Consider the following 12,199-nt stretch of genomic DNA (forward strand, 5'->3'; position numbering starts at 1 on the left):
CGGCATTTTTTTGCCTGCCCCGCTCCCACATTGGACAGGTGTTAACCGTTACTTCAGCGGTATTCATCCACCGGCACACAAGCGCAGAACAGATTGCGGTCGCCATAGACGTTATCCACACGGTTCACCGTCGGCCAGTACTTGTGCGCCTTGGTATGGGCATCGGGCGTGACGGCTTGCTCGACGCTGTAGGGTCTGTCCCACACGCCGATGACGTCCGCCAGCGTGTGGGGCGCGCGTTTCAGCGGGTTGTCCTCGGCCGGCCAGCTGCCGTTCTGCACCTCGGTGATTTCCGCACGAATGCTCAGCATGGCGTTGATGAAGCGATCCAGCTCCGCCTTGGACTCGCTTTCCGTCGGTTCGACCATCAAGGTACCCGGCACCGGAAACGACATGGTCGGCGCGTGGAAGCCGTAATCCATCAGCCGCTTGGCGACATCTTCTTCACTGATCCCGGTCTGCGCCTTGAGCGGACGCAGGTCGAGAATGCACTCATGGGCCACCCGCCCGTTGCGTCCGCTGTAGAGCACTGGGAACGCGCCCGACAAGTGCCGGGCCAGGTAATTGGCCGACAGAATCGCCACTTCACTGGCGTCCGCCAATTGCGGCCCCATCATTGCGATGTACATCCAGCTGATCGGCAAAATACTCGCACTGCCCCAGGGCGCCGCGCTGACCGCACCGTTCTGCGGGTGGGGGCCGTCAATCGGCACCACCGGATGATTGGCGACGAACGGCGCCAGGTGCGCCCGCACGCCAATCGGCCCCATGCCCGGCCCGCCGCCGCCATGGGGAATGCAGAACGTCTTGTGCAGGTTCATGTGGGACACATCCGCGCCAATGTCCGCCGGCCGCGCCAGCCCGACCTGCGCGTTGAGGTTGGCGCCGTCCATGTACACCTGGCCGCCGTGGCTGTGGATAACTTCACAGATCTGACTGATGCCCTCTTCGTACACACCGTGGGTCGAGGGATAGGTGGCCATCAGGCAGGACAAGTGCTCACCCGCCGCCAAGGCCTTGGCCTTGAGGTCTTCAAGGTCGACGTTGCCAGCATCGTCGCAGTCGACGATCACCACCCGCATCCCGGCCATCTGCGCCGACGCCGGGTTGGTGCCGTGGGCCGAGGCCGGAATCAGGCAGATGTCCCGCGCGCCCTGCTGGCGGCTCTCGTGGTATTTACGGATTGCCAGCAACCCGGCGTATTCACCCTGGGCGCCGGAGTTGGGTTGCATGCAGATCGCGTCGAACCCGGTGATTGCACACAACCAGCGCTCCAGTTCGCCGATCATCAGCGAATAACCCACGGCCTGCTCTTTCGGCGCAAACGGGTGCAGGTTGGCGAACGCCGGCCAGGTGATCGGGATCATCTCGCTGGTGGCGTTGAGCTTCATGGTGCAGGAACCCAGCGGGATCATTGACTGGTTAAGCGCCAGGTCCTTGTTTTCCAGTTGCTTGAGGTAGCGCAGCATCTCGGTTTCGCTGTGGTGCGCGTTGAAGACCGGGTGACGCAGGTACGGCGATGTGCGCAACAAAGCGTCGGGAATGCCGGATTCAAGCCGTTCAGCATCCAGATCGGCGACGCTGAGCCCATGATCGGCTCCCAGGAACACATCGAGCAGCGTGGCCACGGTGCGTTCATCACAGCTTTCGTCGAGGCTCACCCCGACTTGCCCGCGCCCGAGAATCCGCAGGTTGATTTGCGCAGCCTTGGCACTCTCAAGGATCGCGGTCTGACTGCCTCCGACGTCGAGGGTCAAGGTGTCGAAAAACTGTTGGTTGAGTCGGGCAATGCCATGGCGTTCCAGTGCCGTGGCGAGGATGCAGGTCAGCCGATGCACACGCTGGGCAATACGCCTGAGGCCTTCGGGGCCGTGGTAAACCGCATAAAAACTGGCAATGTTGGCCAGCAGGACCTGCGCGGTGCAGATGTTCGAATTGGCCTTCTCGCGGCGGATATGTTGCTCGCGGGTTTGCAGGGCCATGCGCAACGCAACGTTGCCGCGTGCGTCTTTGGACACGCCGATGATCCGCCCCGGAATCGCTCGCTTGTATTCGTCGCGACTGGCGAAAAACGCCGCGTGGGGGCCGCCGTAACCCATCGGCACGCCGAAGCGCTGGGAAGAACCGAACACCACGTCGGCACCCAGTTCGCCGGGGGGCGTGAGCAGCAGCAGGCTCAACAGGTCCGCCGCCACGCAGGCCAGCGCTTGCCGGGCGTGCAAGTGATCGATCAACGGTCGCAGGTCACGGATCTCGCCGTGGGTGTCGGGATACTGCAACAGCGCACCGAACACCTCGTGCTGTTTCAAGTTATCCACCGTGTCGACGATCAACTCGAAACCGAAGCCCTCGGCGCGGGTGCGCACCACCGAAATAGTCTGTGGGTGGCAGTGTTCGTCGACGAAGAACCGGTTGCTTTTGGACTTGGCCACGCGACGGGCCAGCGCCATGGCTTCGGCCGCTGCCGTGGCTTCGTCGAGCAAGGAGGCGTTGGCCAGTTCAAGGCCGCTCAGGTCGATGGTCAGTTGCTGGAAGTTGAGCAAGGCTTCGAGCCGACCCTGGGCAATTTCCGGTTGATAAGGCGTATAGGCCGTGTACCAACCGGGATTTTCCAGCACGTTGCGCACAATCACTGCAGGCGTCAGGGTCCCGTGGTAGCCCATGCCGATCAGGCTGGTCCAGACCTGGTTCTGTTCGGCGTAACCCCGCAGCTTGGCCAGCGCGGCTTCCTCATCAAGGGCCGGGGGCAGGTCCAGCGCACGGTTGAGGCGAATGCCCGGCGGCACGGTTTGCTCGATCAGTTCGACTCGGCTACCGAGCCCGAGGCTGTCGAGCATGGCTTGCTGTTCGCCGGCATCGGGGCCCAGGTGCCGCCGCAGGAAGGCATTGGGGTCTCGCAACTGGCTCAAGGATGGCAACTGGGACATGACGGGCTCTCTCTTGAATGGCGCTCAGCGTCTGTTCAACTCGGTTCTGGCAGCATAGCTCCCCTGCGCGCACGGTATGGCGTCTTCGACCAATCGGAGCCATTCTGTGTCGCGCATCACCAACGTCCGCCAACCGGGTGCACCGATCGTTATGAGCCAACTGCCTTTTCTACCGTTTTCCAAACCCGTCATCGATGAAGCCACCATTGCCGCCGTCGGCGATGTGCTGCGCTCCGGCTGGATCACCAGCGGGCCGAAGGTCCAGGCCTTCGAAGCCCAGCTCTCGGAGTTCTTTGGCGGCCGCCCGGTGCGGACCTTCAATTCCGGCACCTGCACCATGGAGATTGCCTTGCGCATCGCCGGCGTCGGGCCGGGCGACGAAGTCATCACTACGCCGATTTCCTGGGTGGCCACGGCCAACGTGATTCTTGAAGTCGGCGCCACCCCGGTGTTTGCCGACATTGACCCGATCACCCGCAACATCGACCTGGCCCAGCTGGAAGCGGCCATTACTCCGCGCACCAAGGCCATCATCCCGGTGTTTCTCGCCGGGTTGCCGGTGGACATGAGCCGCTTGTACGCCCTCGCGAAGCAACACGGTTTGAGGATCGTCGAAGATGCCGCCCAGGCATTGGGTTCCAGCTGGAATGGCCAGCGCATCGGCGCTACCGGCGACTTCGTGTCGTTCAGCTTCCAGGCCAACAAGAACGTCACCTCCTCGGAGGGCGGTTGCCTGGTGCTCAACAACGCTGAAGAAGTGCGACTGGCCGAGAAGTACCGCCTGCAAGGCGTGACCCGCAGCGGTTTCGATGGGCTGGACGTTGATGTACTGGGCGGCAAGTTCAACATGACGGACGTGGCGGCCGCCATCGGCCTGGGGCCAGTTCGCCCACATCGACGCCATCACCGCACACCGCCGGGAACTGGCCAGGCATTACTTCGCCTGTTTCGGCAGCGACTTCGAAGCCACTTACGGCGCGCAACTGCCACCCGCGGACTTCACCCAGAGCAACTGGCACTTGTTTCAATTGGTGTTGCCGGAGCGCACGGACGGCAAACCCGCCCGCGCCACGTTCATGGAACAGATGCAGGAACGGGGCGTCGGCATTGGTTACCACTACCCACCGATCCACCTGCTGAGCCTTTACCGCGAACGCGGTTTCAAGGAAGGCCAGTTCCCGGTGGCCGAACGGGTCGGCCGCCTGATCGTGTCATTGCCGATGTTCACCAGCATGAGCAAAAGCGACGTCGAGCGCTCGGTGGCGGCGGTGAAGGCCGTATTGCAAGACGCTTGACCGTTGCTGCCCCGTAACCGGATAGCACCCCCTGGCACACAAAACGCCCAATGCACTGCATTGGGCGTTTTTATTTAGGCGATAAGTACAACGACTAATTGCTCTATATCGACAGATCGGAAGTGAGCACCGAACGCCAAATAAACTCTGCTTTCACTCTTCCATTCCGGCAGCACCAGCAAGCGGGTGATTAATCAACTATTAATGAAATGCCCTGCTGCTTTTGCAAAAAAAGCTATCGCCATTCGCAAGCGCGCATCATAGCCAATAGGTCTATGAGTAAAAAAACCGCATGCTATGTTTTCAGAGGGTTATTGAGCGACCCAAAAAACGCACACATGACCTACACAACTTTCGCTTGCCGATTCGAAATGGAGTTCAAAAATGAGCACTCAACAAATTGTTGTTTTCATCGAAGAAGAACAACTGATCGCACAAAAAAATAACAACTACAGTCTCTACCTGGCAAAAAAAGTAAACAACGATTTTACCGTCGTATGGCAATCAAAGGGTCCTATTGCCACTGTCAACAACCCTAGTTATGGCTACAGAAACGTATTCGACATTACCACGCCTTCTTTCATGGTCAATTACACCACCGACCCGGTCACCTCCGGCGCAGTCACCTTTACATCCGGTGGTAAAAGCCAGGGTATCAGCACCGGCCAAACAACCATACTGGACCAGAACGGTGTATTTTCCCCCGCAAAAAATGATGGCGCCTCTGGAGACGTTGTCATCAAAAACGCATTACAAGGAAATCCACGCGCTATCTTGCAAGATGCCAATGGCAATAACCTCTGGGTGAACCGTCAGAGCGGCATGAATATTGGTACTGCCACACTCACCCCCATCAGCCAATACCAACTGTGGTTCGGGAATATCCAGGTCACTGGCTCGCTCATCGCCACCAACTTGTCTAACCCTACCGTCGTCACCATGGTCGATGGCGATGTCAAGACCATTACCTACAACAACAGTGGGGTATGGGTCACTGGCGAGCCCGCCAAGCGCCTGTCGGAATCGGAAGTCGCCGCGCTTCACGCCAGAGTGCTCAAGGCTGCCGCATAAGCGGGGCCTGCTGCACGGAGCGTGAGCACTACTGAAAACGTCACGCTCCACAAGCCGATAAAACCCTGCAAATCCCTGGTCTGCAGGGTTTTATCCCGATGGTGTTGACGCCGTAATCAAGCGGTACCAGGCGGACTCACAATCGCGACATAAAACCGATTGTTTGAGTAACGGGGTATTTACCATGAGTAACCAGCAAATCGTCGTTTATATTGAGGAACTCCAACTAGTTGCACAAAAAACCAACAACTATAGCCTCTATCTGGCCAAGAAAGTCAATGACAGCTTTACCGCAATCTGGTTAGCCAAAGGTCCTGTGTCCGTCCCTGGCCAATCCAGTTACCAATATAAAAATATCTTTGATATTTCGACTATCTCTTTCATGGTCAACTTCGCAAGCGCTCCGATAAAAGAAGGTGATATCACCTTCACTTCCGGCGGCAAAAACCTGGCGATCCAGACAGGGCAAACAACGACATTGAATCAGTACGGTGTTTTTTCACCCCCCAAGAACAATGGAACCCCAGGAGAGATCATTATTGACAACCAACTGGACGCCGACATCCATGAAATATTACTGGACTCGACAGGCCAAAATATCTGGGCAAACTGTACAGAACCCATGAGTGTTGGCATCTCCACCATGACCCCCAAAAACCAGTTCCAGTTATGGTTCGGAAGTTTTCAGGGGCTAGGCTCGTTGATTCGGGGAAATGTATCAAACCCAATCATTGTCGACGTAAACGATGACGAAACCAAGACCATTACTTATAACAACAGCGGAAACTGGGTCGCAGGCGAACCGGCCATACGTTTGAGCGATACAGAAATATCCGAACTTAACGCCAGGGTAAAGAGAGCCGTAATGCGCGCTGCATAATAAGTACGCAACCGCGTGAAGAATTTCCAAACAGTGCTTCAACAGTGCTATCGACGATGATTGAAACACCGTTTATCCCAGAGGGAAAAACGGTGTTTCGGGGTGTTCGCCGCAACCAGAAAAAGGAAGCCATGCGGCCAACGGCTTGATCGAGACGACGTCGACCCTGCCAGGCGTCACTCGCCGATGGCAGCCTTGTAGCCTGCAGCGTCGAGCAGCTTCTCAAGGTCGGCGGTGTTCGATGGCTTCAACTTGAAGATCCACGCACCGTACGGGTCGGTGTTGAGCAATTCCGGGGAGCCGCTCAGGTCTTCGTTGACGGCAATCACTTCACCGGCCACTGGCGAGTAGATATCGGAGGCGGCCTTGACCGACTCGACCACACCCGCCTGAGAGCCTGCTTCGAACACGTTGCCAACTTCGGTCAACTCCACAAAAACCACGTCGCCCAGGGCTTCCTGAGCGTGGTCGCTGATCCCTACTGTCACGGTGCCGTCGGCTTCCAGACGGGCCCATTCATGACTTTCGGCAAAACGCAGGTCGGCAGGGATATCGCTCATGTTCTGTGTCCTCAAGAAGAAATGTCAGCGGTCATTGGTCCGCCAGAAAAAGTTAGATCAAGGTTTTGCCATGACGCACGAACGTCGGTTTGACCACCCGCACCGGGTACCATTTACCGCGAATTTCCACTTCTGCCCGGTCGGCGGTCGCCATCGGCACCCGCGCCAAGGCGATCGATTTGCTAAGCGTAGGAGAGAAACTACCACTGGTGATCTCCCCTTCGCCAACATCCGCGATGCGAACCACCTGATGGGCGCGTAAAACCCCACGCTCTTCGAGTACCAGGCCGACCAGTTTGTGTTTCACGCCACCGGCCCGCTCGACCTCCAGCGCCGCCCGGCCGATGAACTGGCGCGTGGCCGGCTCCCAGGCAATGCTCCACGCCATGTTGGACGCCAACGGTGAAACATCCTGATGGATGTCCTGGCCGTACAGGTTCATCCCGGCTTCCAGCCGCAAGGTATCGCGAGCGCCGAGGCCAATCGGTGAAATGCCGGCGCCCACCAGGTCGTTGAAAAAACCGGGGGCCTGATCGGCCGGCAGGGCGATTTCCAGACCGTCTTCGCCGGTGTAACCGGTGCGTGCGATGAACCAGTCGCCGTCGCTGTGGCCTTCGAAGGGTTTGAGGTGCTGGATCAGCGTGCCGCGAGACTGGCTCACCAGCTCGGCAATCTTGTGCCGGGCCTGCGGGCCCTGGATCGCCAGCATCGCCAGTTCGCTGCGCTCGTGCAGGTGCACCTGATAGTTGCCGACCTGAGCCTGCATCCAGGCCATGTCCTGATCACGGGTGGCGGCGTTCACCACCAGTCGGTAGGCGTCCGCGAGACGGTAGACGATCATGTCGTCGACCACCCCGCCCCGTTCGTTGAGCATAGTGCTGTACAAGGCACGGCCGGGGCTGTGCAGGCGTTCGACATCGTTGGCCAGTAAATGCTGAAGCCAGGCCTTGGCCTGGGGGCCGCTGACGTCGATCACGGTCATGTGGGATACATCGAAAACCCCGCAATCGCGGCGCACCTGATGGTGTTCCTCGACCTGCGAGCCGTAATGCAATGGCATATCCCAACCGCCAAAATCGACCATCTTCGCGCCGAGTGCGAGATGAAGGTCATACAGAGGCGTGCGCTGTCCCATGGGTTTCTCCTTCCGGGCGTGGCGAAGGTACGGACAGGCACTGCACCGCCGAAAGCCTTGTAATAGAAGGCTCTCAGCCGATTTCAGTTACCTGGTCTGAAAGACGAACCGCACCGAATGCCGCGCATTGTAGCCGCAAGGTGTAGGACTGGCACCTAACCTCTTTGCCGGGCCGACCGCCTGATCAACCCGATGACCGGCAACAGTCCGACGAGCACCAGGGTCAGCGCTGGCAACGAAGCCCGCGCCCACTCGCCTTCGCTGGTCATCTCGAAGATCCGCACGGCCAGCGTGTCCCAGCCAAACGGGCGCATCAGCAGGGTCGCGGGCATTTCCTTGAGCACATCGACGAACACCAGCAACCCGGCGCTCAAGGTCCCGGGCAGCAGCAACGGCAGATACACTTTGAAAAACAGTCGCGGCCCACTGACACCCAGACTGCGTGCTGCTTCGGGCAATGAAGGCCGAATCCGCGCCAGGCTGTTTTCCAGCGGCCCGTAGGCCACCGCGATGAAACGCACCAGGTACGCCAGCAGCAACGCCGACAGGCTGCCCAGCAGCAACGGCTTGCCTGCGCCGCCGAGCCAGCCCGACAGCGGAATCACCAGTTCGCGGTCCAGGTAACTGAACGCGAGCATGATCGACACCGCCAGCACCGAGCCGGGCAAGGCGTAGCCGATATTGGCCAGGCTGACCCCGGAACGAATGGCCCGGGTCGGCGCCAGTCGGCGGGCAAACGCCAGCAACAGCGCCACACTGACCGTGATCAGCGCCGCCATGCCGCCAAGGTACAAGGTGTGCAGGATCAGCCCGGTGTAACGTTCATCGAGGTCGAAACGCCCACGCTGCCAGAACCACGCCACCAGTTGCAGCATCGGAATCACGAAGGCACAGGCAAACACCAGCCCACACCAGCTCGTGGCGGCCAACGCCTTGAACCCGCGCAGGTGATACAACGCCTTGCTCCGTGGACGCTCGTTACTCGCTCGGCTGGCGCCTCGGGCGCGCCGTTCGCCGTAGAGCAACAGCATCACCACCAGCAACAGCAGGCTGGCCAGTTGCGCCGCGCTCGACAGGCTGAAGAAGCCGTACCAGGTCTTGTAGATGGCCGTGGTGAACGTGTCGAAGTTGAACACCGACACCGCACCGAAGTCCGCCAGCGTCTCCATCAACGCCAACGCCACGCCGGCGCCGATAGCCGGGCGGGCCATGGGCAGCGCCACGCGCCAGAATGCTTGCCAGGGTGATTGCCCAAGGACTCGCGCCGCTTCCATCAGGCCTTTGCCCTGCGCCAGAAACGCGGTGCGCGCCAACAGGTAGACGTAGGGATAGAACACCAGCACCAACACCAGAATCACCCCGGCGGTGGAGCGCACACGGGGCAATCGCAGGCCCGTGCCGAACCATTCGCGCAGCAGGGTCTGAACGGGGCCGGCGAAATCCAGCAGCCCGACGAAGACAAACGCCAGCACATAGGCCGGGATCGCAAACGGCAGCATCAGCGCCCAGTCCAGCCAGCGCCGCCCGGGGAACTCGCAGAGGCTGGTCAGCCACGCCAGGCTCACGCCCAGCAGCGTGACACCGACACCGACGCCGAGGATCAGCGTCAGGGTGTTGCCCAGCAGGCGCGGCATCTGGGTGTCCCACAGGTGCGACCAGATCTGCGCGTCGATGGTCTGCCACGACAGCAGCAGCACGCTCAGCGGCAGCAACACCAGGGCGGCGACGGCGAAAACCAGGGGATACCAGCGGCGTTGGGCGGGATGGGCCAAGGAAGTTCTCTAGACAATGTTGGGGCCGACCCAAATCTGCAGTCGGTCCCTATTCTGTGGCAAGCCACTCACCACAGTGGGCTCAGTTCCAGCCAGCGCGGTCCATCAAGCGGATGGCTTCAGCCTGACGCTTGCCCGCCACTTCCACCGGCAGGGTGTCGGCAACGAACTTGCCCCACGCGGCCACTTCAGCGGATGGCTGCACGGTCGGGTTGGCCGGGAACTCCTGGTTCACATCCGCGAAGATCTTCTGCGCTTCGGGGGTGGTCATCCACTCCACCAGTGCCTTGGCCGCTTCCGGGTGCGGCGCGTGTTTGGTCAGGCCGATGCCCGACAGGTTCACGTGTACGCCACGGTCAGCCTGGTTAGGCCAGAACAGTTTGACCCCCAGGTCCGGCTTCTGCTTGTGCAGGCGACCGTAGTAGTAGGTGTTGACGATGCCCACGTCACACTGCCCGGCGTTGATCGCTTCCAGCACCGCCACGTCGTCGGAAAACACGTCGGTGGACAGGTTACGCACCCAGCCCTTGACGATGGCTTCGGTTTTTTCCGCGCCATGGGTTTCGATCAGGGTGGCGGTCAGCGATTGGTTGTAGACCTTCTTCGCCGTGCGCAGGCACAGGCGACCTTCCCACTGCTTGTCGGCCAGGGCTTCGTAAGTGGTCAACTCACCGGGTTTTACCCGCTCGGTGGAATAGGCGATGGTCCGCGCCCGCAGGCTCAGGCCGGTCCAGGCGTGGGACGCCGCACGGTACTGAAGCGGAATATTGGTGTCGATGACCTTGGAGGTGAACGGTTGCAGGATGCCCATTTGCTCGGCTTGCCACAGGTTGCCGGCATCGACAGTCAGCAGCAGGTCGGCGGTGGCGTTCTCGCCTTCGGCCTTGATGCGCTGCATCAGCGGCGCTTCCTTGTCGGTGATGAACTTCACCTTCACGCCGGTCTTCTGGGTGTAGGCATCGAAGACTGGCTTGATCAGCTCGTCGATCCGCGAGGAGTAGACCACCACCTCGTCGGCGGCCTGGGCGGTGGTGCCGATCAAGGTCAGTGCGAGGGCTGTCAGTAGACGCTTCGGTGCCAACATGGGAGCGGACTCTCGAAATAGGAAAATGAGGGCAAATGATAAGGACTCACATTTACCACCTCAACCGAACAGTTCGCGGAGGAGTTACCAGATGTTGCACAGCCGGGGATTGATGGTGAATGGGCCGCCGCCATCGCGAGCAAGCTCGCTCCCACAGGGGATTGCATTCCAATGTGGGACCGAGCTTGCTCACGATGAGGGCATCAGCGGCGACGCAAATCTCAGGCCTTGGCCAGTTCCGGCAGATCCCCGGTCAAACCCAATGCCTGACGCACAAACAGCGCCTTGGCCTCGGGCATCTGCTCAATCACCTTCAACCCGGTGTTGCGCAACCAGCGCAGCGGCAGCGGATCTGCCTGGAACAACCGCTCGAAGCCTTCCATCGCCGCCATCAACGCCAGGTTGTGAGGCATGCGTCGACGTTCGAAACGGCTGAGGACTTTCACGTCCGCCAGGCGTTCGCCACGGCTGGCGGCTTGCAGCAGCACTTCAGCCAGCACCGCCGCGTCGAGAAAGCCCAGGTTCACGCCCTGCCCGGCCAGCGGGTGAATGGTGTGGGCGGCGTCGCCGATCAACGCCAGGCCTTCGGCCACATAACGTTTGGCGTGACGCTGACGCAGCGGCACGCACAACCGAGGGTCGGCGCTCAGCACCGTGCCCAGGCATCCTTCGAAGGCGCGCTCCAGCTCACGGCAAAAGCCTTCATCGTCCAGCGCCATCAGGCGTTCGGCTTCGGTTGGGGTGGTCGACCAGACGATCGAGCACCAGTCTTGCTGGCCGTCGCGCTCAAGGGGCAGGAACGCCAGCGGACCGGTGTCGGTGAAACGCTGCCAGGCCGTCATCTGGTGCGGCTTTGAGCTGCGCACGCTGGTGACAATGGCGTGGTGCAGGTAATCCCACTCGCGGGTCGCGACGCCGGTCAGGCGACGCACCGCCGAATTGGCGCCATCGGCGGCAATCACCAGCGGCGCACGCAACGTGCGGCCGTCGGCCAGGGTCAGCAGCCAATCGTCGCCGGAACGGCGCATCTGCTCCAGCCGGGCGTTGGCGAGCATGCCCAAGTCACAGTCGTGCAAGCGATCCAGCAAGGCATCCTGAACCACTCGGTTCTCGACGATATGCCCCAGCGCATCGGCATGCACGCTGGCCGCCGAGAAATGGATCTGCCCGGTGCCACTGCCGTCCCAGACTTGCATCTGGTTGTAAGGGCTGCTGCGTCGGGCAGCAATGCCGTCCCACGCTCCCAGGCGTTCGAGAATTCGCTGGCTGGCCGCCGACAATGCGCTCACCCGAGGTTCGAACGGCGCCTGGCCATCGAAGGGTTTGACACTCAACGGGCTGCCGTCGATCAGCAGCACTTCCAGGCCGCTGCCTTGCAACGCCAGCGCCAGAGCGCTCCCGACCATTCCGGCCCCGACAATCAGCAGATCTGCGCGCATTTCCATGCTTTAAGCCTGTCTCGCTTGCGGCTTGCG

At 60.6% G+C, this 12,199-nt stretch carries 8 protein-coding genes and 1 pseudogene; 3 read left to right on the forward strand and 6 right to left on the reverse strand.

The window, feature by feature from the left end:
- Positions 1-53 precede the first annotated feature (53 nt).
- The gene (gene gcvP, locus AABM54_RS25250; RefSeq protein WP_347902614.1) at positions 54-2,927 is read right to left on the reverse strand and encodes an aminomethyl-transferring glycine dehydrogenase; all 2,874 of its coding nucleotides are present in this window, start codon (positions 2,925-2,927) and stop codon (positions 54-56) included.
- A gap of 151 nt (positions 2,928-3,078) precedes the next feature.
- Between gcvP and AABM54_RS25255 the strand changes: the two are divergent.
- From AABM54_RS25255 to AABM54_RS25265, 3 genes and pseudogenes are all read left to right on the forward strand, one after another.
- Positions 3,079-4,222 (forward strand): annotated as a pseudogene (locus AABM54_RS25255) (DegT/DnrJ/EryC1/StrS family aminotransferase).
- Between the two features lie 384 nt (positions 4,223-4,606).
- Positions 4,607-5,293 (forward strand): hypothetical protein, encoded by a 687-nt coding sequence (locus tag AABM54_RS25260; protein WP_347902615.1) that lies wholly within the window; start codon positions 4,607-4,609, stop codon positions 5,291-5,293.
- A gap of 184 nt (positions 5,294-5,477) precedes the next feature.
- Positions 5,478-6,173: a hypothetical protein gene (locus tag AABM54_RS25265; RefSeq protein WP_347902616.1), complete on the forward strand. Its 696-nt coding sequence runs from the start codon at positions 5,478-5,480 to the stop codon at positions 6,171-6,173.
- 176 nt (positions 6,174-6,349) lie between these two features.
- Here the strand turns inward: AABM54_RS25265 and gcvH are convergent, their stop codons facing one another.
- The 5 genes from gcvH to AABM54_RS25290 form a co-directional block, all read right to left on the reverse strand.
- On the reverse strand, positions 6,350-6,733 hold the full coding sequence (gcvH, locus tag AABM54_RS25270; protein WP_347902617.1) for a glycine cleavage system protein GcvH: 384 nt from the start codon (positions 6,731-6,733) through the stop codon (positions 6,350-6,352).
- 52 nt (positions 6,734-6,785) lie between these two features.
- Entirely contained in the window at positions 6,786-7,868 is a 1,083-nt protein-coding gene (gcvT, locus tag AABM54_RS25275; protein WP_347902618.1) for a glycine cleavage system aminomethyltransferase GcvT, read from the reverse strand.
- A 155-nt stretch (positions 7,869-8,023) separates the two neighbouring features.
- Positions 8,024-9,640: an iron ABC transporter permease gene (locus AABM54_RS25280; protein WP_347902619.1), complete on the reverse strand. Its 1,617-nt coding sequence runs from the start codon at positions 9,638-9,640 to the stop codon at positions 8,024-8,026.
- A gap of 82 nt (positions 9,641-9,722) precedes the next feature.
- The gene (locus AABM54_RS25285; protein ID WP_347902620.1) at positions 9,723-10,724 is read right to left on the reverse strand and encodes an extracellular solute-binding protein; all 1,002 of its coding nucleotides are present in this window, start codon (positions 10,722-10,724) and stop codon (positions 9,723-9,725) included.
- Between the two features lie 221 nt (positions 10,725-10,945).
- Positions 10,946-12,163: a 2-octaprenyl-3-methyl-6-methoxy-1,4-benzoquinol hydroxylase gene (locus tag AABM54_RS25290; RefSeq protein ID WP_347906296.1), complete on the reverse strand. Its 1,218-nt coding sequence runs from the start codon at positions 12,161-12,163 to the stop codon at positions 10,946-10,948.
- Positions 12,164-12,199: the final 36 nt, after the last annotated feature.

Source organism: Pseudomonas purpurea (assembly GCF_039908635.1).
GTDB classification, from domain to species: Bacteria; Pseudomonadota; Gammaproteobacteria; order Pseudomonadales; family Pseudomonadaceae; genus Aquipseudomonas; species Aquipseudomonas purpurea.